At 67.1% G+C, this 23,172-nt stretch carries 20 protein-coding genes; 11 read left to right on the top strand and 9 right to left on the bottom strand.

Translation table 11 applies throughout. The annotated features are described in order from the left end of the window. Positions 1-2: 2 nt before the first annotated feature. Both HNP46_RS24860 and HNP46_RS24865 read right to left on the bottom strand, forming a co-directional pair. A complete protein-coding gene (locus HNP46_RS24860) occupies positions 3-866 on the bottom strand; it encodes a glycosyltransferase (RefSeq protein ID WP_184594326.1) in 864 nt (287 codons plus the stop codon). A 46-nt stretch (positions 867-912) separates the two neighbouring features. Beyond that, the gene (locus HNP46_RS24865) at positions 913-1,572 is read right to left on the bottom strand and encodes a phosphotransferase (RefSeq protein WP_184594328.1); all 660 of its coding nucleotides are present in this window, start codon (positions 1,570-1,572) and stop codon (positions 913-915) included. A gap of 90 nt (positions 1,573-1,662) precedes the next feature. Between HNP46_RS24865 and msbA the strand changes: the two genes are divergently transcribed. From msbA to HNP46_RS24895, 6 genes are all read left to right on the top strand, one after another. Then, on the top strand, positions 1,663-3,501 hold the full coding sequence (gene msbA / locus HNP46_RS24870; RefSeq protein WP_184594330.1) for a lipid A export permease/ATP-binding protein MsbA: 1,839 nt from the start codon (positions 1,663-1,665) through the stop codon (positions 3,499-3,501). 22 nt (positions 3,502-3,523) lie between these two features. Beyond that, complete coding sequence (locus HNP46_RS24875; RefSeq protein WP_184594332.1) at positions 3,524-4,420, top strand: GNAT family N-acetyltransferase; 897 nt, start codon at positions 3,524-3,526, stop codon at positions 4,418-4,420. A 174-nt stretch (positions 4,421-4,594) separates the two neighbouring features. After that, complete coding sequence (locus HNP46_RS24880; protein ID WP_184594334.1) at positions 4,595-6,007, top strand: PIG-L deacetylase family protein; 1,413 nt, start codon at positions 4,595-4,597, stop codon at positions 6,005-6,007. 87 nt (positions 6,008-6,094) lie between these two features. After that, the gene (gene hldE, locus HNP46_RS24885) at positions 6,095-7,537 is read left to right on the top strand and encodes a bifunctional D-glycero-beta-D-manno-heptose-7-phosphate kinase/D-glycero-beta-D-manno-heptose 1-phosphate adenylyltransferase HldE (protein ID WP_184594336.1); all 1,443 of its coding nucleotides are present in this window, start codon (positions 6,095-6,097) and stop codon (positions 7,535-7,537) included. Between the two features lie 152 nt (positions 7,538-7,689). After that, positions 7,690-8,973, top strand: a complete 1,284-nt coding sequence (locus HNP46_RS24890; RefSeq protein WP_184594338.1) for an acyl-CoA dehydrogenase family protein — start codon at positions 7,690-7,692, stop codon at positions 8,971-8,973. A 10-nt stretch (positions 8,974-8,983) separates the two neighbouring features. Further along, positions 8,984-10,189 (top strand): acyl-CoA dehydrogenase family protein, encoded by a 1,206-nt coding sequence (locus tag HNP46_RS24895; RefSeq protein WP_184594340.1) that lies wholly within the window; start codon positions 8,984-8,986, stop codon positions 10,187-10,189. Between the two features lie 693 nt (positions 10,190-10,882). Here the strand turns inward: HNP46_RS24895 and HNP46_RS24900 are convergent. The 4 genes from HNP46_RS24900 to HNP46_RS24915 all read right to left on the bottom strand — a co-directional run bounded on the left by HNP46_RS24900 (position 10,883) and on the right by HNP46_RS24915 (position 14,580). Continuing rightward, positions 10,883-11,794 (bottom strand): metal ABC transporter ATPase, encoded by a 912-nt coding sequence (locus tag HNP46_RS24900; protein WP_184594368.1) that lies wholly within the window; start codon positions 11,792-11,794, stop codon positions 10,883-10,885. Between the two features lie 343 nt (positions 11,795-12,137). Next, positions 12,138-12,941: an aldo/keto reductase gene (locus HNP46_RS24905; protein WP_184594342.1), complete on the bottom strand. Its 804-nt coding sequence runs from the start codon at positions 12,939-12,941 to the stop codon at positions 12,138-12,140. Further along, on the bottom strand, positions 12,938-14,113 hold the full coding sequence (locus HNP46_RS24910) for an NAD(P)/FAD-dependent oxidoreductase (protein WP_184594344.1): 1,176 nt from the start codon (positions 14,111-14,113) through the stop codon (positions 12,938-12,940). Before HNP46_RS24910 ends, HNP46_RS24905 begins: the two co-directional genes overlap by 4 nt. 134 nt (positions 14,114-14,247) lie before the next feature. Continuing rightward, the gene (locus tag HNP46_RS24915; RefSeq protein ID WP_184594346.1) at positions 14,248-14,580 is read right to left on the bottom strand and encodes a DMT family transporter; all 333 of its coding nucleotides are present in this window, start codon (positions 14,578-14,580) and stop codon (positions 14,248-14,250) included. A 141-nt stretch (positions 14,581-14,721) separates the two neighbouring features. Between HNP46_RS24915 and HNP46_RS24920 the strand changes: the two genes are divergently transcribed. Both HNP46_RS24920 and waaA read left to right on the top strand, forming a co-directional pair. Next, positions 14,722-15,606, top strand: a complete 885-nt coding sequence (locus HNP46_RS24920) for a LysR family transcriptional regulator (protein WP_184594348.1) — start codon at positions 14,722-14,724, stop codon at positions 15,604-15,606. Between the two features lie 263 nt (positions 15,607-15,869). Next, on the top strand, positions 15,870-17,141 hold the full coding sequence (gene waaA / locus HNP46_RS24925) for a lipid IV(A) 3-deoxy-D-manno-octulosonic acid transferase (protein WP_184594350.1): 1,272 nt from the start codon (positions 15,870-15,872) through the stop codon (positions 17,139-17,141). A gap of 357 nt (positions 17,142-17,498) precedes the next feature. Here waaA and HNP46_RS24930 read toward each other — a convergent pair whose 3' ends face one another. The 3 genes from HNP46_RS24930 to HNP46_RS24940 form a co-directional block, all read right to left on the bottom strand. Then, entirely contained in the window at positions 17,499-18,092 is a 594-nt protein-coding gene (locus HNP46_RS24930; RefSeq protein ID WP_184594352.1) for a helix-turn-helix domain-containing protein, read from the bottom strand. Between the two features lie 109 nt (positions 18,093-18,201). Further along, complete coding sequence (locus HNP46_RS24935; protein WP_184594354.1) at positions 18,202-20,151, bottom strand: FAD-dependent oxidoreductase; 1,950 nt, start codon at positions 20,149-20,151, stop codon at positions 18,202-18,204. 70 nt (positions 20,152-20,221) lie between these two features. Next, positions 20,222-20,809, bottom strand: coding sequence for a cupin domain-containing protein (locus HNP46_RS24940; protein WP_260403256.1), 588 nt, complete (start codon positions 20,807-20,809; stop codon positions 20,222-20,224). Between HNP46_RS24940 and HNP46_RS24945 the strand changes: the two genes are divergently transcribed. The 3 genes from HNP46_RS24945 to HNP46_RS24955 all read left to right on the top strand — a co-directional run bounded on the left by HNP46_RS24945 (position 20,758) and on the right by HNP46_RS24955 (position 22,855). Beyond that, positions 20,758-20,925 carry a hypothetical protein gene (locus HNP46_RS24945; RefSeq protein ID WP_184594358.1) on the top strand — a complete coding sequence of 56 codons (168 nt, stop codon included), beginning with the start codon at positions 20,758-20,760 and terminating at the stop codon, positions 20,923-20,925. The genes HNP46_RS24940 and HNP46_RS24945 overlap by 52 nt on opposite strands. Next, entirely contained in the window at positions 20,922-21,995 is a 1,074-nt protein-coding gene (locus HNP46_RS24950; protein WP_184594360.1) for an ABC transporter substrate-binding protein, read from the top strand. The genes HNP46_RS24945 and HNP46_RS24950 overlap by 4 nt, the downstream gene beginning before the upstream one ends. 65 nt (positions 21,996-22,060) lie before the next feature. Further along, positions 22,061-22,855 carry a class II aldolase/adducin family protein gene (locus HNP46_RS24955; RefSeq protein WP_184594362.1) on the top strand — a complete coding sequence of 265 codons (795 nt, stop codon included), beginning with the start codon at positions 22,061-22,063 and terminating at the stop codon, positions 22,853-22,855. The last annotated feature ends 317 nt before the right edge of the window (positions 22,856-23,172 follow it).

Consider the following 23,172-nt stretch of genomic DNA (forward strand, 5'->3'; position numbering starts at 1 on the left):
GATCAGCGGCCGAACAGACGGCTGAGCAGGCCGCCGCCCTTCTTGCCACGGGTGACGTCGTTGCCCTTGTAGTTCTTCTGCGACGCCTTGGTGATGGTGCCGAAGCGCTGCTTCACCTGGTAGCTGTCCAGCGAATAGCCGGCGGCCTGGGCTTCGGCCAGGTAGCGGTCGAACAGCTCGATCAGGTCCTTGCGCGGGTGATCGAACACCGCACCGTCGAACCAGTGCTTCTCGCCATGGCTTTCCAGGCGCTTGAACGAGTGCTTGTGCGATAGCTGCGTGCCGATATCCGAGTAGTGCAGGATCTTGATGGCGTCGATCGGATGGCCTTCGCCATCGATGTTGTTGAACTGGGTGTCGAACGCCTGGATCAGCTGGGTGTGATCGCGGAAATAGTCGCGCAGCTTGTGGTGCGCCTTGCGATCGCTGCGGATCTGCTCAAGCGGCGGCAGGTGCTCCCTGGCTGCGGCGCAGTCCCACATCGACACGCAGAAACGCCAGGATTCCTCGCCGCCCTTGGCCATGACGATCTTGCCCGGCTCGAAGGGAGTGTTCCACAGCTCGGCGATGTCACTGAGGATCACCACGTCGGCGTCCATGTAGATCGCCCGGCCCTCGAACTGGCAGAACGCCGGGATGCTCCAGCGGAAGCCGGAGAAGGGCGTGGTCCAGTCGTCGCTGCGCCAGCCCTGCTGCTTGGCAGGATCGGAATACCAGAAGCTCTGCGGGTCGTGGGACAGTTGCATCCAGTGGATTTCGAGCGGCTGGCTGGCGTGTTTGCGCAGGCTGTACTCGAGCACCATCATCTGTTCAAGATCGCAGTCGTTCGGATCGCATCCGACGAAGATCTTCATTGTTTCGCTCATTTCGGACATTCCCTGATCTGGGTGGAGGCGGGCTCCCGTTGTCTGGTTACGCCCTGGAACCGTCGTATTCGGCGATAAGGTCGTGGCTGTCCAGGGGCGTCGTGGCGTTCTTGTTATAAAGCTCGAAGAAGGCCGCCAGACCCAGCTTGCGGATCAGGGCGAGGTCCTTCTTGTAGCGCAGCAAGTGCTTGAAATTACGTTTTCGCAGGGCACGGGACAAGGGCGCCGAACGGGTCCGCAGGTCCGACAGGTCGATCAGGCCGTATTCGCCGGACGGCGTGAGGATCACGTTGCCCAGGTGCAGCGAGCGGAAATAGATGCCCAGGTCGTGCAGGCGCGCGATGAACGCCGCCAGCTCGCGCAGCATCGCCAGCTGGCGCTCCGCTTCCTGGGTCGGGATGTAGCTGCGCAGCGTATGGCCGGGCAGCGGCTGGTAGCGCACCGCGGTGCGCTCAATCTCGGGGAAATGGTAGGTGCGCAGCGGTTGCGGGCAGGGGATGCCCTTGGCTGCCAGGGCTTCGCAATTGTTCTGGAAGCGTTTCTCCGGCGGCGAGAGCAGCGCGGTGGAAAGCAGGCGCTTGCGCCGGAACAGCTTGAGGAAGCTGCCGTCGCGCAGTTGCAGGACCTTGTCGCCATGGGGATCGCGTTCGATGACCTGGGCGCCGTCGACGAGTGAGAGGTAGGTGGAATCGTCGAGGGCGTTCATCGGGACAGACTGTCAGACCTGGGGGCAACATGGAGTGGGACGGCGGTGGTATTATCCGCAGTCTTCTTACGACAAGGCAGCTTGCACTTCATGAGTGATTCTCCCCGGAGCGCCCAGCCGGTGTCCAGCGTCAAGATCTATTTCCGCCTGCTCTCCTACGTGCGCCCCTACGCGGGTCTGTTTGCACTGAGCATCGTCGGTTTCCTGATCTTCGCGGCCACCCAGCCGATGCTTGCCGGCATCCTCAAGTATTTCGTCGACGGCCTGACCAACCCGGACGCCGCGCTCTTTCCTGACGCCCCCTGGGCCTGGCTGCGCGACCTGGAACTGCTCTACGCGGTACCGCTGCTGGTGGTATTGATCGCGGTCTGGCAGGGCATCGGCTCGTTCCTCGGCAACTACTTCCTGGCCAAGGTCTCCCTCGGGCTGGTCCACGACCTGCGCGTGGAACTGTTCAACAACCTGCTGACCCTGCCCAACCGCTATTTCGACCGGCACAACTCCGGCCACCTGATCTCGCGCATCACCTTCAACGTGACCATGGTCACCGGCGCCGCCACCGACGCCATCAAGGTGGTGATCCGCGAAGGCATGACGGTGGTCTTCCTGTTTGCCTCGCTGCTGTACATGAACTGGAAGCTGACCCTGGTGATGCTGGCGATCCTGCCGGTCATCGCGGTGATGGTGACCAGCGCCAGCCGCAAGTTCCGCAAGCAGAGCAAGAAGATCCAGGTGGCAATGGGCGACGTCACCCACGTCGCTTCCGAAACCATCCACGGCTACCGCGTGGTCCGCAGCTTCGGCGGCGAGCCTTACGAGAGCAAGCGCTTCCTCAAGGTGAGCACCGACAACACCAAGCGCAACCTGCGCATGAACAAGACCTCGGCGGTCTACACGCCGATGCTGCAGCTGGTGATCTACAGCGCCATGGCCGTGCTGCTGTATCTGGTCCTGCTGCTGCGCGGCGACGCCACCGCCGGTGAACTGGTCGCCTACATCTCCATGGCCGGCCTGCTGCCCAAGCCGATCCGCCAGCTGTCGGAAGTCAGCTCGACCATCCAGAAGGGCGTGGCCGGCGCGGAGAGCATCTTCGAGCAGCTCGACCAGCCGCAGGAAGTGGACAACGGCAGCGTCGAGCGCGATCGCGTCAGCGGCCGCCTGGAAGTGAAGAACCTCAGCTTCACCTATCCGGGCACCGAGAAGCAGGTGCTCAACGACCTCAACTTCACCGTCGAACCGGGTCAGATGGTGGCGCTGGTGGGGCGCTCGGGCAGCGGCAAGTCGACCCTGGCCAACCTCATCCCGCGCTTCTACGCCCACAGCGACGGGCAGATCCTGCTCGATGGCGTCGATGTCGAGGGCTACAAGCTGCGCAACCTGCGCCAGCACATCGCCCTGGTCACCCAGCAGGTCAACCTGTTCAACGACAGCGTGCTCAACAACATTGCCTACGGCGACCTGGCCAGCAAGCCCCGCGAAGCGGTGGAAAAGGCGGCGGATGACGCCTTCGCCCGCGAGTTCATCGACCGCCTGCCCGAAGGCTTCGACACCGAGGTCGGCGAGAACGGCGTGATGCTCTCCGGCGGCCAGCGCCAGCGCCTGGCGATTGCCCGCGCGCTGCTCAAGGATGCCCCGGTGCTGATCCTCGACGAGGCCACCTCGGCGCTGGACACCGAATCCGAGCGACACATCCAGGCTGCCCTGGAGAAGGTCATGGAAGGCCGCACCACCCTGGTCATCGCCCACCGCCTGAGCACCATCGAGGCCGCGGACCTGATCCTGGTGATGGACCAGGGCCACATCGTCGAGCGCGGCTCCCACGACGAACTGATCGCGCAGAACGGCTACTACGCCCGCCTGCACGCCCGCCAGTTCGCCGACGATCCGGTCGACGGCGAGAAAGCGGCATCGGCCGAGCAGCCGGTATGACGCTGGAGCGGAACCCCACGGCATGCTGAACCGTCTGCGAGCCTTCCGCGAGCGTGGCTGGACGCCCATCGCCGCCGCCGATTATGCCGCCGCCTGGCAACGCCTGGGCGGCAGCGTCGCCACCCACCCCGAGGTGGTCGAGCGCCTGGCCCATCTGGCCGGTATCCCGGTGCGCTACCTGGGCTGGTTCGAAGGCGACGAGCTGCGCGCCGCCGTGCCGACCTGGGGGCGTCACCTGGCACTGTCCAAGGACGTGCTCAAGCGCGAGGGCAAGAAGGCGCTATTCGACCTGGGCAACGCCGAGATCATCCTGCCGATCGCCGAAGGCGCGCGCATCGAGCTGCGCCATCAGGTGCGCTACCTCTCCGAGCTCAACCGCGAGCAGGTCAGCGACGCGCGCGAACAGCCCGAACAACTGGCGATGAACCGCGCTCCGGCCGATTTCTCGAAGAAGTTCCGCTACAACCAGCGCCGCGAACAGCGTCTGCTGGAAGAGGCGGGCGGCGTGCTGCAGCCGATGAGCGAGCTGAGTCCCGAGGAACAGGCGCGCATCTACGCTGACCTGTTCCAGCGCCGCTGGGAATTCGAAGTCCCCGGCAAGGCGCGACTGGCCGAAGTCTTCAGCCTGATGCGCGACTTCATGCGTGGCTCGCTGGTACGCCTGGACGGCGAGCCGGTGGCGATCCAGATTCTCTATCGGGTCGAGGCGCCCAAATGGGTCAGTGTCGAGTACATCAACGGCGGCGTGGCTCCGGAGAACCGCGAATTCAGCCCCGGCAGCGTGCTCAGCTTCGTCAATACCCAGGAAGCCTGGGCCGACGCCGAGGCGCTGGGCAAGCCGCTGCGCTATTCCTTCGGCCGCGCCGACCGCGAGTACAAGGACCGCTGGTGCCACCGCGTGCCGGTGTTCCAGGTCTGATGCGCAAGCGGCGACCGTAGGATGGCGTGGAGCGAAGCGATACCCATCGCAAGCCCGGCAGACAAGGCTGATGGGTATCGCAAGCTCCACCCATCCTACGAAAAGCAGCTGCCGGAATTCCCGAAAACTGTAGGAGCGGACTGTGTCCGCGATTGGCCTTGAGGGAGAACCACCATGACCGGGCGTAAACAACAGCTGCTCAAACAGCACCGCCGCAAGAAGCGCGTGGTGCTGCTCGTCGCCCTGCTGGCGCTGGTCCTGCTGGGCATCTTCGCGCCCTGGTGGAGTGTGCCGCTGGCCGTGCTGCTGGGCTGGGTCGCCCACGAAGCCTGGTTCGCCGACCACCTGTTCTATTCGCCGCGCGACGACTACCGCTACGACTTCCCCGAAGGTTCCCTGGCGCTGCCGGTGTCCCTTGGCGCGCACGGGTTGCACGTTGCCAGCGGCGCGCTGCCGCCCAGCGAGGAAACGCTGGTGCTGGAGATCGAGGTGAAGGCCTCGCTGCTCGGTCGCTGGCTCGACCCGCAGGTGCTGATCGAGGGCGTCGAGAACGACCGCCAGGACTTCGAACGCGGCGTCAGCGGCAAGCGCTACATCAACCTCTCCGGCCAGGGCGCGGCGCTGCGTGCCGGCCAGTTGATCATCCGCAGCCGTCATTGCCGGCTGGCGCAGCAGGGCGTGCTGCACGCCTTCGACAATCCCGATTACGCCCAGCAGCGCCTGCTGATCATCGCGCCCCACGCCGACGATGCCGAGCTGGCCGCTTTCGGCCAGTACAGCCGTTGCCCCGAGGCCTGGATCGCCACCCTGACCCAGGGCGAGATCGAAGCCGAGCACTACCAGCGCCTGGGCCTGGGCCAGGCCGCCGCGGCCAAGCTCAAGGGCCGCCTGCGCACCTGGGACAGCATTGCCGCACCGCTCTGGGGCGGCGTTCCCACCGAACGCTGCGTGCAGCTGGGCTACTTCTGCCTGCAACTGCCGGCGATGGCCGCCGAGCCGAGCCAGGCCTTCGGCTCGAAGGAGTCCGGCGATATCGATATCCGCAGCGCGCGCAACCTGAATGCCTTCGCGCTGCCGGCGGATGCCGACGGCGCGCCGACCTGGCTGAACCTGGTGGCTGACCTCACCGCGCTGATCGAACGCATCCGCCCGGAAGTGATCCTCACCGCGCACCCGGAGCTGGACCCCCACGCCGACCACGTGCACGCCACCCGTGCGACGCTGGAGGCCATCCAGCGCAGCAGCTGGAAGCCGCAGTCCCTGCTGCTCTACGCCAACCACCTGCATGACAACGATCGCTGGCCCATGGGCCCGGCCGACGGTGGCATCGCCCTGCCTCCTTGTATCGAGGCATTGCCGGCCGACCCGCTGTGGAGCCCGGTGCTGGATGCCGAAACGCGCATCGACAAGGCCCAGGCACTGGCCCTGCAGCATGATCTGCAGACCCCTCTGACCGGCAAGAAGCGCCTGCGCCGGCTGATCCAGCGCGTGCTTGCCGGGCGCCAGTGGCCGGCCACCGGCGACGACGAATTCTTCCGCAAGGCCGTGCGTCGCCACGAGCTGTTCTGGGTGCGCAAGGTCCCCTGACGGATGCCGTGACTGCCCGGTGTTCGGCGCAAGTCGCACTGGGCGGCTATGGTATTATCCGCGGCGATTTCGACCTGCGGAGTTCCCATGAAATTGACCATGCCCCGATTCGACCAGGCCCCCGTTCTAGTAGTCGGCGACGTGATGCTCGACCGCTACTGGCACGGCGCGACCTCGCGCATCTCGCCCGAGGCACCGGTGCCCGTGGTGCGGGTCGAGCAGCATGAGGACCGCCCCGGTGGCGCCGCCAACGTCGCGCTGAATCTCGCTGCCCTGGGCGCCCCGGCCTTCCTGGTCGGCGTCACCGGCGTCGACGAAGCCGCCGACAGCCTGAGCGACAGCCTGCAGGCGGTAGGCGTGACCACCCGCTTCCAGCGCATCGCCGGCCAGCCGACCATCGTCAAGCTGCGGGTCATGAGCCGCCACCAGCAACTGCTGCGCGTGGACTTCGAGGAAGCCTTCCGTACCGACGCCGTGGCCCTGTCCGCCGACGTCGAGGCGCTGCTGGACCAGGTCCGCGTGCTGGTGCTCTCCGACTATGGCAAGGGCGCGCTGAAGAACCACCAGGCGCTGATCCAGGCTGCCCGCCAGCGCGGCATCCCGGTGCTGGCCGACCCCAAGGGCAAGGACTTCGCCATCTACCGCGGCGCCAGCCTGATCACCCCGAACCTCTCCGAATTCGAAGCCATCGTCGGTCGCTGCACCGACGAGGCCGATCTGGTCGCCAAGGGCCAGCAGCTGATGACCGAGCTGGAGCTCGGTGCGCTGCTGGTCACCCGTGGCGAGCACGGCATGACCCTGCTGCGTCCCGGCCACAGCGCCCTGCACCTGCCGGCCCGTGCCCGCGAAGTGTTCGACGTCACCGGTGCCGGCGACACGGTGATTTCCACCCTGGCCGGCGCCATCGCCGCCGGTGAGGACCTGCCGCAAGCCGTGGCCCTGGCCAACCTGGCCGCCGGCATCGTCGTCGGCAAGCTCGGCACCGCCGCCATCAGCGCCCCGGAACTGCGCCGCGCCGTGCAGCGCGAGCAGGGCTCCGAGCGTGGCGTGCTGAGCCTCGACCAGCTGCTGCTGGCCATCGAGGACGCCCGCGCCCATGGCGAGAAGATCGTCTTCACCAACGGCTGCTTCGACATCCTCCACGCCGGCCACGTGACCTACCTGGAACAGGCACGCGCCCAGGGCGACCGCCTGATCGTCGGGGTCAACGACGACGGCTCGGTGACCCGCCTGAAAGGCCCGGGTCGCCCGATCAACAGCGTCGACCGGCGCATGGCCGTGCTCGCCGGCCTCGGCGCGGTGGACTGGGTTGTCAGCTTCGCCGAAGACACCCCCGAGCGCCTGCTCAGCGAAGTCCGCCCGGACGTGCTGGTGAAGGGCGGCGACTACGGTGTCGAGCAGGTAGTCGGTGCCGATATCGTCAAGGCCTACGGCGGCGAAGTCCGTGTGCTGGGCCTGGTGGAGAACAGCTCGACCACCGCCATCGTCGAGAAGATCCGCAATAGAGCGGCTTCAGGCGGCAAGCTGTAGGCGGCAGGCAAGAGCGAGCTTCCGCCTGCAGCCTGCAGCTTGAAGCCGAACCAGTGACCGCTCTGCCAGTGACCGCCGGCAAAGCGGTCATGGTCCCGGCAGCATTTCGCAGCGCATGATCGGGGCATCCACCCTCCGCGGAGCGAGATGCCATGACCACCGACGTGCAGGGCCGTGCCCTGGCCGTGCTCAACCGTGTCGCCCAGGCCGACTGGCCGGACCGACTCAAGCTGCGCAAACCCTTCGAACGCCTGCTCTACAGCGGCAGCCGTACCGGCTTCCGGCTGGCCAGCGAACGCGCCGCCAAACAGCCCAAGACCCCACGCAAGGCCGACCCGGACGGACTGTTCGACCTGTCCCTGTCCGACGAGCAGCAGATGGTGGTGGAGATGCTCGAAGGCTTCGCCTCGGAAGTGTTGCGCCCGGCCGCCCATGAGGCTGACGCCAAGGCCAGCCTGAGTCTGGAATTGCTGGCCCAGGCGCAGGAACTGGGCCTGACCCACTACGGCGTCAGCGAAGTGCACGGCGGCATGGCCGGCGAGCGTACCGTGGTGAGCAATGCGCTGATCGCCGAAGCCCTGGCCCGTGGCGACCTGAGCCTGGCCGCTGCGCTACTGGTGCCGCTGTCGTCAGCCAACTGCATTCGTCGCTGGGCCTCTTCGGAACAACAAGCGCGCTGGCTGCCGGCCTTCGTCGGCGAAGAAGCGGCGCCGCTGATCGCCATCGCAGTGAACGAGCCGCAACTGCTCGCTGACCCGCAGCGCCTGTCCACCAAGGCGCGCAGGCGCGGGTCGAGCTACACGCTGTCCGGCGAGAAGTGCCTGGTGGTGCGCGGAGTGGATGCGCAGAAGCTGATTGTCGCGGCGGATGCCGGCGACGGTCCGGCGCTGTTCCTCGTCGACACCCGCGCCAAGGGTGTCGAGGTGCGCGCCGAGCCGGCCATGGGCCTGAAGGCCACCGGCACGGCACGGGTTCGCTTCAAGGGCGTGAAGGTTCCGGCCGAACAGCGGCTGGCGGCGGAGCGATTCGATTACCCGGCCTTCCTCGATTACACCGCACTGGCCTGGTGTGCGCTGGCCGTAGGCACCGGGCAGGCTGCGCTGGACTACGTGATCACCTACTGCAACGAACGCGAGGCTTTCGGCGAGCCGATCAGCCATCGCCAGGGCGTGGCCTTCATGGTCGCGGACATCGCCGTCGAGCTGGACGCCATGCGCCTGATGGTCTGGCGCGCCTGCGCGCTGGCCGAGCGCGGCCAGGCGTTCCACCGCGAGGCTTATCTCGCGAAGCTGCTCTGCGCCGAGAAGGCGATGAAGATCGGCACCGACGCGGTGCAACTGCTCGGCGGCCATGGTTTCACCCAGGAACATCCGGCCGAGCGCTGGTACCGCGACCTGCGCGCCGTCAGCCTGATGGCTGGCGGGCTGCACCTGTAAGGAGCCTTGCATGTACCTCGAAACGCCGAAGAAATTCCGCACCCTGCAGAACCAGGCCCGCCAGGTGGCGGAGAACTACCTGCGGCCGATCTCGCGCAAGTACGACAAGGCCGAGCACGCCTATCCCAAGGAGCTGGACCTGCTCGCCGCGCTGCTGGACGGCATGAACGCCGGCTCGCCGGACGCCGTCGGTGCCACCTCCGCCAGCAAGCGCAAGGCCGGAGCCGAGGAGGGCGTGAAGAACGGCGGCAACCTGTCCGCCTGCCTGGGCGTGATGGAAATGTGCTGGGGCGACACCGGCCTGCTGCTGGCCATGCCGCGCCAGGGGCTGGGCAACGCCGCCATTGCCGCTGTGGCCAATGAGGAGCAGCTCAAGCGCTTCTCCGGAACTTGGGCGGCGATGGCCATCACCGAACCGGGCTGCGGCTCGGACTCGGCGGCGATCCGCACGACCGCCACGAAGGATGGCGATCACTACCGGCTCAACGGCGAGAAGATCTTCGTCACCTCCGGCGCCCGCGCCGATGCGGTGGTGGTCTGGGCGACCCTGGACAAGGGTCTGGGTCGCGCGGCGATCAAGTCCTTCGTGGTGGAGAAGGGTACGCCGGGGATGACCGTCACCCGCCTGGAGAAGAAGCTCGGCATCAAGGCTTCCGATACCGCCTCCATCAGCTTCAGCGACTGCCGGGTGCCGGCCGCCAATCTGCTGGGCAATGCCGAGATCGACGTGCAGAAGGGCTTTGCCGGGGTGATGGAAACCTTCGACAACACCCGCCCGCTGGTGGCCGCCATGGCCATCGGCGTGGCCAAGGCCTCGCTGGACCGCACCCGCGAGCTGCTGAAGAAGGCCGGCTGCCGCTTCGACTATCGCCAGCCGCTGCTCAGCGCCAGCCATGCCGAGGCGACGCTGTACCGCCTGGAAGCCGAATGGGAGGCCGCGCGCCTGCTGACCTTGAAGGCCGCCTGGATGGCCGACAATCGCCTGCCCAACTCCAAGGAGGCTTCCATCGCCAAGGCCAAGGCCGGGCGGGTGGCCAACGAGGTGACGCTGAAATGCGTCGAACTGGCCGGCGCGCTGGGCTATGGGGAAGAGGAGCTGCTGGAGAAATGGGCGCGGGATTCGAAGATCCTCGACATCTTCGAGGGCACCCAGCAGATCCAGCTGCTGATCGTGGCGCGGCGCCTGCTGGGCAAGAGCTCCAGCCAGTTGAAGTAAACCGGGAGAGCTTTTCGTAGGAGCGAGCTTGCTCGCGAACCGCCCAACTCCAGAGTGCCCGGTTGGCTTTGTTCGCGAGCAAGAACTAGGCGTCCCCCTCGCTCCTACAGGTCCTGCCCGACCCGTAGGGCGCATAACGCGCCAGCGTTATCCGCCGCACAGCAGCCGGCGGATAACCTGTTCCAGGTTATGCGCCCTACGGTTCTGGGCAAGAGCTCCAGCCAGTTGAAGTAAACCGGGAGGGCTTTTCGTAGGAGCGAGCTTGCTCGCGAACCGCCCAACTCCAGAGTGCCCGGTTGGCTTTGTTCGCGAGCAAGAACTAGGCGTCCCCCTCGCTCCTACAGGTCCTGCCCGACTCGTAGGGCGCATAACGCACCAGCGTTATCCGCCGCACAGCAGCCGGCGGATAACCTGTTCCAGGTTATGCGCCCTACGGTTCAGGGCAAGAGCTCCAGCCAGTTGAAGTAAACCGGGAGGGCTTTTCGTAGGAGCGAGCTTGCTCGCGAACCGCCCAACCCCAGAGTGCCCGGTTGACGTTGTTCGCGAGCAAGCTCGCTCCTACAGGCCCTGCCCGACTCGTAGGGCGCATAACGCGCCAGCGTTATCCGCCGAACAGCAGCCGGCGCATAACCTGTTCCAGGTTATGCGCCCTACGGTTCTGATCCAGGTGCGAGACCGGCTGGATCGACGGCCTCAGGCCGTGCGCCGCCCGCTGCCGGCATTGCCGGCGGCGGGCGGCCACTGCTCCATCCAGTCGCGGAAGCGGATGCGTTCCTCGCGCACCAGCCAGCCATCCTGGCCGGCGAAGCTTTCCGACAGCCACAGGCCACGGGTGCTGGCCTTGCACAGCTCGCCCTTGCTCAGGGTGAACAGCTCGCCGGTCGGCAGGCCCTGGTCCAGCGGCAGCAGGTAGATGTCCGGGCGGCGGCGGTCCAGCCGTGCCACCAGCGGGCCGCTTTCGAGTTTCTCGTCGACATGGAACAGGCTGACCTCACGGGCATCCTTGGGCAGCTCCATGCGCAGGTCGTAGACCAGTTGCAGCGAGGCGGTCGGCAGGTGCACGTAGGCCTCGGGGCGCTCCAGCAGGCGCAGGGCGCCGGCCTGCACCGGGCGCGCGGCGCCCGACAGCGGGGTCAGGGAGAAATGGCTGCTCTCGCGGTAGCGCAGGATGCCCTCGTAGGGCGTCGGCAGCCAGGTGTCGCCGAAGCGACCGCCGAGCCAGCCGTCGGCGGTTTCCACCAGGCATTCCTCGGCCACTTCCTGGATCGCGGTGAGCAGCGGCAGGTTCAGTTCGTGGGCCGGCACGTAGCCGGAAATCAGCTTGAGCACCGTATCGCCACGGTCCTCACGGCGCTGGCGCACCAGGATCCAGTGGTCGCGGCCCTGGTAATGCAGGGTCAGGCGCACCGAAACGCCGAGGTTCGCCAGTTCGGTGGTGAAGCGTTCGGTTTCGCTGGTTTCGATAGGGCGGCGTTTTTCCAGGACCTGGGCGAAGTTCAGGGGCTTGCCGAGGGTCTGGTAGGTGAGACCTTCCGGTGTGGCTTCCACCAGCAGCGGCAGGGTCTTGAAGGCGGTCGGGTCCTTGCGGGCGAGCGTACGGGGCATGTGGGCTTCCTTCTCGTACAGGGCGTCGGACAGGGCGCCGGGTTGCGCTGGCGCGTCATCTTCCAGTGACAACTGGCAGGCGACGCCGACGCGAACGCTGACCGTCTGGTGGGGACGGTCCGGCCGATCGTTCAATTACGGGGTCGCTACAACCTAGACAGCCTGACACCCATCCTGGTGTCATCGAAAATCAAAAGGATTTCCGGATTTTTCCCTGAAAGGCTTGATGATTCCGAGGCTTTTGCGTGGGAATCACCGGCTGGCGACAGTTTCTGTGCCCCCGCCGATTTCGCCGGGGGAGTTGGAGCATGGCACAGGAATGCGTACGTCACATGACCGCCGATCAGCGGTCGAGGACCTCGGCGGCGATGTTCACGTTGTGCGCCAGGTGCAGCGGATTGATGGTGCCGACAATGGCGCTGGCGACACCCGGATGACCCAGCACCAGCTCGAAACTGGCGCGCACCGGATCGACGCCGGGAGCGAGGGTAGCGTGGCCGCTGGCCAGGGCCTTCTTGATCAGGATGCCGCGGCCGCGGGCCTGGGCATGGTCGATCACCGGCTTCTCCGCCTGTTCGTTGAGGTTGTAGGTGACCATCGCGCAGTCGCCGCGCTCCAGGGCCAGCAGGCCGCCGTCGGCGGTCTTGCCGGAGAAGCCGAAGCCGCGGATCAGGCCTTCGTCCTTCAGGCGCTCCAGGGTCGCGTAGACCTCGGTGCCGCGCAGGATGTCCAGGTCGTTGCCGTCCGAATGCACCAGCACCAGGTCGATGTAGTCGGTCTCCAGGCGCTGCAGGCTGCGTTCCACCGAGCGCCGTGTGTGGGCAGCGCTGAAGTCGAACTGCGACTGGCCGCCGACGAATTCCTCGCCGGTCTTGCTGACGATCACCCACGCATCGCGCTGGCCGCGCAGCAGCGGGCCGAGGCGCTCTTCGCTGCGGCCGTAGGCCGGGGCGGTGTCGATCAGGTTGATGCCCAGGTCGCGGGCCAGGGCGATCAGGTCGGCGGCCTCGCGGTCATCGGGGATGCGGAAGCCGGCGGGGTACTTCACGCCCTGGTCGCGGCCGAGCTTGACGGTGCCCAGGCCCAGCGGCGAAACGTTCAGGCCGGTGCTGCCCAGCGGGCGGTGCAGGTGGTGCAGGGTTTTCATCCGAGCAGTTCCTCCCAGACCGGACGGGCCATGGCCGGGCGTGGCAGGTCGGGCAGGGCGGCGCTTGCCTGCGGGCGAATACCGCTCTTCTCCAGCGACTCCAGCACGCGATCGGCGAAGTTCGGCGCCAGGGCCAGCTTGGTCGGCCAGCCGACCAGCAGCGCGCCGTCCTCGGCGAGGAAGGCGCTGTCCGGGCGCAGCAGGTTGTTCTGCGAGGGCTCGGCGCGGTCCACGCGCAGGGTGGCCCAGCGGGCGGCGGAAAGGTCGATCCACGGCACCAGCTTGTGCAGCTCGCGCTGCGCCTCGGCGATCTGCTCGGCCTCGTTGCGCGCCACGCCGCCGGCTTCGGCGATGTCACCGCCCAGGTACCAGACCCAGTCGCCGTTGCTCAGCGGGTGGGTGGTCACGGTGACACGGGGTTTCGGCCCGCCGCCCAGGCAATGGGCGTAAAGCGGTTTCAGGGTCGGTGCGGTGACCAGCACCATGTGCAGCGGGCGGCGCTGCATCTCCGGGCGCTCCAGGCCCAGTTCGCGCAGCAGCGCCTCGTTGCCGGCGCCGGCGCTGAGCACCACGCGCTGGGCGCGGATTTCGCGGCCGTCGACGCGCAGGCCGACCAGTTTGTCGCCTTCACGCAGCGCTTCGATGCGTTCACCTGCGAGCAGCCCGTCACCGGCCAGTTCTGCCAGGCGGGCGACCAGGCTGGGCACGTCCAGCACCAGCTCGGTGAGGCGATAGGCCTTGCCCTTGAAGGCCTTGTCCTGCAGCGCGGGTGGCAAGTCGGCGCCCTTCACCTGGGCGACGCGGCTGCGCACTGCCTTGCTGGCGAAGAAGCTGGTGAGGTTACCGGCCAGGCCGCCGGGCGACCACAGGTAGTGGGCATCGGAGAGCACGCGCACGCCGCGCAGGTCCACCTCGCCGGTGCCGGCCAGGCAGTCGCGCCACAGTGCGGGCATGTCGGCGATGGCTTCCGAGGCGCCGGTCAGCGCGCCGTGCAGCGCGTACTTGGTGCCGCCATGGATGATCCCCTGCGAGCGCATGCTCTGCACGCCGCCCAGTGCGCTGTTCTCCACCAGCACGCTGGAAAAGCCGGCGCGCCGCAGGCGGGCATTGAGCCAGAGACCGGCGATGCCGCCGCCGACGATGAGGATGTCGGTGCTCAGGGATTCGGACATGAAAGCGCCTCGAAGGGAAAAACGAAGGGCGCAGTATAACGCCTGGGGGCGGCTACAAGCGGCAGGCTGCAAGCTGCAGGCAAACGCAGCGGAGGCAGGACTCTCTCCCGTTGGCGGGAGAGGGCCGAGCTAGCTCAATGGCCGGCGGTGCGGGAGAACAGCTGGATCACCACCACGCCGCTGACGATCATGCACATGCCCAGCACGGCAGCGGTGTCGAGCTTCTGCTGATAGAGGAACAGTGCGGCGATGCTCACCAGCACGATGCCCAGGCCGGCCCAGATGGCGTAGGCGATGCCTACCGGGATGCTGCGCACTACCAGGGTGAGCATCCAGAAGGAAATGGCATAGCCGACGATCACCAGCACCAGTGGCAGCGGCGTGGAAAGGCCCTTGACCGATTTGAGCGACGCGGTGGCGACGACTTCGGCGACGATGGCAATGGCGAGGTAGAGATAGCCGGGCATGGTGGGTGCTCCCCGGAACGACACGCCGCTCGGTATGAGCGACACGCAGCTGACGTTCGATTCTGCCGGGCATTCTAGTCCGCTGGATGATGGGATAAAGTCATTACCTATCTGTTTTGAAGATGGGTTGCGGAGTCAGCCATGCAGTGGAACCTGGACCAGTTGCGCCTCTTTGTCAGTGTCGCCGACCAATCTTCCTTCTCGGCGGCAGCGCGGCAGCTGCAGCGCGTGCAGTCGGCGGTGAGTTCGTCCATCGCGCTGCTGGAGAGCGACCTGGGGGTGACCCTGTTCGAGCGCAGCAGCGGCCGCCAGCCGGTGCTCACCGCCGAGGGTCGCGCGCTGCTGGATGAAGCCCGCGAAGTGCTGCGCCAATGCGAGCGCCTGGAAAGCCGCGCGCTGGCGCTGGTGCGCGGCACCGAGCCACTGCTGCGGCTGGCCCAGGACGAGGCGATGCCCTACCAGCCGGTGCTTTCCGGCCTGCAGGCGCTGGCGCAGGAATTCCCCACCCTGGAGGTGCAACTGGCCAGCGGCGCCCAGGGTGACGTGGCGCGCAAGCTGCTGGAGCGCCGCGCCGATCTGGGCCTGCTGTTCCACCACGAGGGCATGCCCGAGCAACTGGAGCGCCAGCGCCTGGGCACCATCGAGATGGTCACCGTGTGCGGCACCGGCCACGAGCTGGCCAGGCTCGACTACGCCGACCGCCGCGAGCTGGCGCGGCATCGCCAGCTGTTGATGGCCCCGCAGGACAGCCACTACCCCGGCGGCGAGCAGATCAGCCCGCTGGTGTGGCGCGCCGACAGCTTCTACGCCATGGCCGAACTGCTGATGCGCGACCTCGGCTGGGCCTGGTTGCCGACCCACGTCGCGCAGTACCCGGCGTACCAGCCGTTGCTGGTGGAACTGGCCAGCGACTGGACCCCGCCGCCGCTGGTGGTGGAACTGGTCTGGCGCCGCGACGAGCCGCTGGGGCCGGCGGCGCAGTGGCTGGGCGAGTGCTTTGCCGAGCATCTCGCTTCACCGGTCTGAGCGCTCTTGTAGGGCGAATAACGAGCAGCGTTATCCGCCAGCTTGCGCATCGGCCCGGCGAATAATCGTGAACGATTATTCGCCCTACGCTCTCGCTACGCCGGTATGAGGGGCTTAGCGTAGGAGCGGACTCCGTCCGCGATGGCTTCCGCGCGCGCCGGTGGCCTATCGCGGACAGAGTCCGCTCCTACGGGATCGAAAGCCGTGCCCGTGGGCGCGCCAGTGCAGCGGTTGGCAATGGGAATTTGCTACTCTCCGCCGCCATGAACCGGACCCTCTATACCCTGCTGTTCCACCTGGGCCTGCCGCTGGTCGCGCTGCGCCTGTTCCTGCGTTCGCGCAAGGCGCCGGCCTATGCCCAGCGCGTCGGTGAGCGCTTCGCCATTGGCCTGCCGGCGCTCAAGCCTGGCGGCATCTGGGTGCATGCGGTGTCGGTGGGCGAGAGCATCGCCGCCGCGCCGATGATCCGTGCGCTGATGCAGCGCCATCCCGGCCTGCCGATCACCGTCACCTGCATGACGCCCACCGGCTCCGAGCGCATCCGCGCGCTGTTCGGCGACCAGGTGCAGCACTGCTACCTGCCTTACGACCTGCCTTGGGCGGCGGCGCGCTTCCTCGAGCGCGCGCGGCCGGTGCTGGGCGTGATCATGGAAACCGAGCTGTGGCCCAACCACATCCATCAGTGCGCCAAGCGCGGCATTCCGGTGGCGCTGGCCAATGCGCGGCTATCCGAGCGCTCGGCGCGCGGCTACGCTCGTTTCGCCGGCCTGACCCGGCCGATGCTGGAAGAGATGAGCTGGATCGCCGTACAGACCGAGGCCGAAGCCGAGCGCTTCCGCCAGCTCGGCGCACGCCCGGATTGCGTGAGCGTGACCGGCTCGATCAAGTTCGACCTGACCATCGATCCCGAGCTGCTGGCGCGCGCCGGTAGCTTGCGTGGTGAATGGCAGGCGCAGCAGCGGCCGGTGTGGATCGCTGCCAGCACCCATGCCGGGGAAGACGAGATCATCCTCGCCGCCCACCGCCAGTTGCTGGAGAAACACCCGGAGGCGCTGCTGATCCTCGTGCCGCGCCACCCGGAACGCTTCAACCCGATGTTCGAACTGTGCACCCGCGAAGGCTTGCGCACCCTGCGCCGCTCCACCGGCGAGCGGGTGACTGCGGATACCCAGGTACTGCTGGGCGACACCATGGGCGAGTTGCTGTTCCTCTATGCCCTGGCCGACGTGGCCTTCGTCGGTGGCAGCCTGGTGCCCAATGGCGGGCATAACCTGCTGGAGCCGGCGGCGCTGGGCAAGCCGGTGCTGTCCGGGCCGCATCTGTTCAACTTCCTCGAGATCGCGGCGCAACTGCGTGAGGTTGGCGCGTTGCGGGAAGTGGCTGATGCGCCTTCGCTGGCGGTGGCCGTGGCGGCGCTGTGGGACGAGCCGGTTGCTGCCCAGCGCATGGCCGAGGCAGGGTTGGGCGTGATGAAGGCTAACCAGGGCGCGCTGGGGCGGTTGCTGGATGGGCTGGGTCGATTGATCAAGGGTTGATCGGTTTCGGCGCGGTGGCTGGCCCTCACCCTAACCCTCTCCCAGGGGGAGAGGGGACCGTTCGGTGTTGAGCGAAGCACCGCGTCAGCCGGATGCCGCGGCTCTTCAAGGCACTTGCAGGTAAGCGACCGCGCCAAGCGCTCGCACCGATCCGCCCCCTCTCCCCCTGGGAGAGGGCTGGGGTGAGGGCCGCCGCTAACTCGAATGCGTCAGACGGCGCCGTCCTGTAGGACCGTGGGGACGCCTGGTCCTTGCTCGCGAATCTGCCTGACGCCGGGCGCCCGCAAGAGCGTTCGCGAGCAAGCTCGCTCCTACAGAAAAGCGTTGTCCCGCATGGCGTGCGAGACCCGTGGTGTCTCAGAACGTCGGCGGCGTAATCACCCAGATCACCACCGCATCCACATCTCCCGGATTGCCGTAGCGGTGCGGCTCCTGGCTGGAGTAGCTGAAGCTGTCGCCCTCGTTGATGACGAAATGCCGCTCGCCCACCCACAGCTCGAAGGTGCCGCTGAGCAGGTAGCCGGCTTCCTCGCCGTCGTGGCTGTAGCTCTGCTGGCTGTAGGTGCCCGGCGGGAAGCGCGAGTGGAGGATTTCCAGCTGGCGGCTGGGCTGCGGGCTGAGCAGTTCGTCGACGATGCCATCTTCGTAATGCACGCTGGTGCGGGCGTTGCGCCGCACCACGTAGCCGGCGTCGGCCGGGTCGACCTGTACTTCGCTGGCGAAGAACCACTGGATGGTCACGCCCAGGCTGCGGGCGATGTTGAACAGCGCCGGGATCGACGGATACGCCAGGTTGCGCTCCAGCTGGCTGATGTAGCCCGCGGTCAGCCCGCTCTGCTCGGCCAGCTCCGCCAGGGTCATGCCGCGCCGCTTGCGCAGGCCGCGGATGCGGGTGCCGAGGAACTGCGCTTCGGCGTTGGCGGGGGCTTCCTGCGGGGCTTTGCGGCTCATGCGAAGGGGGTCCGGGAAAGGGAAGGCTACAGGCTACAGGCTTCAGGCGGCAGGCTAAAGCGGCTGTTGCTCCTGCCTGCAGCCTGAGGCCTGTAGCTTGCCGCCGCTCTTAAATTGCCCAACCCGCCTTGAGCCCTTCGTAGATCGCTTCCTCCGCCGTGCGCGGTGCCAGGCAGTCGCCGATGCGGCGCACTTCGGCGAGGTCGGCGATCTCGTCGGCCAGTTCGTCCACCGGCTGGTGACCCTGGCAGAGCACCAGGGTGTCGATGTTTTCCACCAGCATCGGCTCGCCGCTGGCGGTGTGCTGCAGGTAGACGGTGCTGTCGTCGACGCCGTACAGACGGGCGTAGGGGGTGATGGTGATGCCCAGGCGGTGCAGCTCGCCGGCCAGGTGGTCGCGCACGTAGAGCGGCAGGTTTTCCCCGGCGTGGGTGCCGTTCACCGCCAGGTGCACCTGGTGGCCGTCGCGCACCAGGCGCTCGGCGATGCCGGGGGCGATCCAGTCGGCGCGCCAGTCGGTGACCAGTACCGAACGGCCCAGTTTCACTTCGCCGCGCAGTACCTGCCAGGCGTCCACCACCTGCAGTTCGCCGGCTTCCTCGTAGGGCGGGCGATAGGGTTTGGCGCCGGTGGCGACGATCACCACGTCGGGGCGTTCCTGCTCGACCAGCGCGCGATCGACGCGGGTATTGCGGCGCACTTCGACGCCGGCCAGCTGCATCTCGCGCTGCAGGTTGGTGGAGGCGCCGCCGAACTCCGCGCGGCGCGGCAGCAGCTGGGCCAGATTGACCTGGCCGCCGAGCTGGGCGCTGGCTTCGCAGAGGGTGACTTCGTGGCCGCGCTGGGCGGCGACAGCGGCAGCCTTCATGCCGGCGGGCCCGCCGCCGACCACCAGTACGCGCTTGCGCTGGGTGGCCACCTGGCGTTCGGCGTAGATCAGCTCGCGGCCGGTTTCCGGGTGCTGGATGCAGGAGATCGGGTAGCCGCGGTGGAAGTGGCCGATGCACGCCTGGTTGCAGGCGATGCAGGCGCGCACGTCCTCGACGTGGCCGCTTTCGGTCTTGCTCGGCATCTGCGGGTCGCAGATCAGCGCGCGGGTCATGCCGCTGACGTCGGCCTGGCCGCGGGCGACGATCAGTTCGGCCTCCTGCGGCTGGTTGATGCGCCCGGTGACGAACAGCGGGATCTCCAGGTTGCGCTTGAAGGTGCCGGCCTCCTTGGCCAGGTACGCCGCTTCGATGGCCATCGGCGGGACGATGTGGATGGCGCCGCCCAGCGACGCCGAGGTGCCGGCGACGATGTGCAGGTAGTCCAGCCCATTCTGCAGCGCCTTCGCCGCCTGCAGCGATTCGTCTTCGGTGAGGCCCTCGGGGTCGCGCTCGTCGGCGGAGATGCGCAGGCCGACGATGAACTCGTCGTCGGTGGCGGCGCGCACGGCGGCGATCACTTCGCGGGTGAAGCGCAGGCGGGCGTCGAGGTCGCCGTTGTAGCCGTCGCTGCGGCGGTTCACTCGCGGGTTGAGGAACTGCGCCGGCAGGTAGCCGTGGCTGGCGACCACTTCCACGCCGTCGATGCCGGCGGCATGCAGGCGCCGTGCGGCGTCGGCGTAGCCCTGGATGATTTCGTCGATCATCGCCTGGCTCAGCTCGCGGGGCATCACCCGGAAACGTTCGTTGGGCGAGGCGGAGGGCGCGTAGGCCACGGCCAGCAGGCCGTCGCTGGATTCCATGATCTCCCGGCCGGGGTGGAACACCTGGGACAGCACCAGCGTGCCCTCGGCGTGGCAGGCCTCGGCTATGCGCCGATAGCCAGGAATGCACTCGTCATCGGTGGCCATCAGCACGTGGGAGGTGTAGCGCGCGCTGTCGTGCACGCCGGCCACCTGCAGCACGATCAGGCCGACGCCGCCCTTGGCGCGGGCGGTGTGGTAGGCCACCAACTGGTCGTTGACCAGGTTGTCGGTGGGCATCGAGGTGTCGTGCCCGGTGGACATGATGCGGTTCTTCAGCGCCTTGCCGCGAATGCGCAGCGGGCTGAACAGGTGGGGAAACTGGCTCATCGGGCAACTCCGGATTCTTGTTGTGGTAGTGCGCTGAAGCTTCGTCCGCGTCGGGCGGCGGCAGGTGGAGTCAGGCGTTGCGTGCCTGCCAGTCCACCGGATAGAGCGCGTAGAACACGCAGGCCTTCTCGCCCTCGTAGGCCAGCGGCGTGCGTTCGGGAACCCAGATCACGTCGCCCGGTCTGGCCTCGATCACCTGGTCGGCCAGGCGCAGGCGGAAGTGGCCTTCGAGCACCACGATCAGCTCGTCGTAGAGCACCGTCCATTCGATGGACACGCCGTCGAAACGGGCCAGGCCGGCGCCCATGGTCTCGCTGTCCGCCGGGCCGATCAGCCGGCAGAGGGCGGCGCGCTCGATGTCCTGCCCGCCGTAAGGCTGGAACTGCAGGGCGGATTGCTGGAAGTGACGGACCTGGGACACGGCGGCTTCTCCTGAATGGACAATGTTGTCCAAGCTAGTGTTGTTTAAGTTACTGCTATGGAAATTTACCGCCAGTAAAAAATCAACTTGTTTTTTTAAAAGTGACTGGGTAGTTTCGATAGCGCACCCGGAGTCCTCCGGGGCAACCGCGACGTGCTCCACAACAACTACAAGAGGAGAGGCGCATGAACCGTCCCGTACGGTCCCACCTCGCCTGGCGGGTCCACCTGCTGGCATTCGATTTCCCTCTGCCCTGCCTTTCCGGCAGCGTTGTTTCGGCGCACCCGTCCAGCGTGCGCGCGGCCATTCCGGCGGCGCCCATGGCCACTTACGACTGGGGGTATGCTCGATGACTTTCCACCGCAACACCTGCCACAAGCGCTCCTTCCTGAAGATCGCCGTCTCGCCGCTGCTGCTCGCCCTCGGGCTGGGCTGCGCCACTGTCCAGGCCGCCGAGAGCATGGTGGTGGTCGGCTACGGCGGCGCCGGCCAGAAGGCCCAGGATGCGGCCTTCTTCCAGCCTTTCAGCAAGCAGTCCGGGGTCGGTGTGACCCAGACCGAGTACAACGGCGAGATGGCCCGCATCAAGGTGATGGCCGACACCGGCCATGCCGACTGGGACGTGGTGCAGATCGAGGGCCCGGACCTGGCCCGTGGCTGTGACGAAGGCCTGTTCGTGCCGCTGGACTGGCAGCAGATCGGCAACAAGGAACAACTGATCCCCAACGCCGCCAAGGACTGTGGTTCCGCCGCGCTGGTCTGGGGCGTGGCCATCGCCTACGACGCCGACAAGCTCAAGCCGGCACCGCAGTCCTGGGCGGATTTCTGGGACGTGAAGAAATTCCCCGGCAAGCGTGGCCTGCGCAAGCGCGCCATCTACAACCTGGAGTTCGCCCTGATGGCCGACGGCGTGAAGCCGGCGGACGTGTACAAGGAACTGGGCACCAAGGCCGGCGTCGACCGCGCCTTCGCCAAGCTCGACCAGATCAAGCCCTACGTGCAGTGGTGGGAGGCCGGCGCGCAGCCGGCACAATGGCTGGCCGCCGGTGACGTGGTGATGACCACCACCTACACCGGGCGCATCGCCGACGCCTTCAAGGGTGGACGCAACCTGCAACTGGTCTGGCCCGGCAGCCTGTACGGGATGGACTACTGGGCGATCATCAAGGGCTCCCAGCACGTCGATGCGGCCAAGCGTTTCATCGCCTTCGCCAACGGCGCCGATGCGCAGGTCGACTACGTGAAGCACATTGCGTATGGTCCGACCAACAAGCAGGCCGCCGAGCGCCTGCCGTCCGACATCGCCGGCTGGGTGCCGACCTCGACCCAGAACCTGCCCCTGGGCCTGGCCATGGACGACGAGTTCTGGGTCGACCACGGCGAGGAGCTGGAAGAGCGCTTCAACGCCTGGGCCGCGCAATGACCCGATCGTGACCGTGGCGCCGGGGCATTCGCCCCGGCGCACTTTGCCTTGAGGAGGAGAGCACCATGACGTCGCTGCAGGCGCCGGCCCCGAGCCGCGCCACCTGTTCGCCCGAGGAGTGGAAACTGCGCGAGGAGCTGGCGGCCTGCTATCGCCTGATCGCGCACTACCGCATGACCGACCTGATCTTCACCCATATCTCGGTGCGCATCCCCGGTCCCGAGCACCATTTCCTGATCAACCCGTACGGCCTGATGTTCGACGAGATCAGCGCGTCGAGCCTGGTCAAGATCGACCTGTCCGGCCACGCCGTGGAGCCGTCGCCGTACAAGGTCAACCCGGCCGGCTTCGTCATCCACAGCGCCATCCACGGTGCCCGCGAGGATGCGCAGTGCGTGCTGCACACCCATACCCGCGCCGGTTGCGCGGTGGCGGCGCAGGCGTGCGGATTGCTGCCGCTGAACCAGATCTCCCTGGAGTTCTACGGACGTATCGGCTACCACGACTACGAAGGCATCGCCCTGTCGATGGACGAGCAGGAGCGCCTGGTGCGCGACCTGGGCGACCACTACGGGCTGATGCTGCGCAACCACGGCCTGCTGACCGTCGGCCAGACCGTGCAGCAGGCGTTCCTGCGCATGTACTACCTGGAGAAGGCCTGCGACATCCAGCTGGCTGCCCAGGCCGGCGGCGAACTGGTGATCCCGCCGGAGGAGGTGTGCCGTCACACTGAGCAACAATTCAACGCCCCGGCGCGGCCGCTGGCGGAAGGGGAGTTGAGCGATCCGGATGGTTACGACCTGGCGTGGTCCGCGCTGCTGCGGATGCTGGATCGGGTGTCGCCGGGGTATCGCGACTGAGGTCTGGCGGGTTTCGTCTCAGCCCCGTGCGGCCTGATGCCGATCGCGGACGGAGTCCGCTCCTACGCCCGAGCTCCACCTTTGCGTAGGAGCGGACTCCGTCCGCGATGGGGTTCGCTTCACGCCGGGTTGTTCAGAGCACAACGGTCGGGATTTCGCGGACAAGGTCCGCTCCTGCAGGTCGATGCCGCGAAGTTTGGCACCAAAGAAAAAGCCCCGCATCTGAACTGACCCCCAGATGTTGGACACCAACTCTGAGGGGTCCACATGGCAAGGCATGATGGGAAGTTCAAGCTAGAGGTGGCGCGCCACTATGT

This window comes from Pseudomonas nitroreducens, from assembly GCF_014204515.1.
Lineage (GTDB): Bacteria > Pseudomonadota > Gammaproteobacteria > Pseudomonadales > Pseudomonadaceae > Pseudomonas > Pseudomonas nitritireducens_A.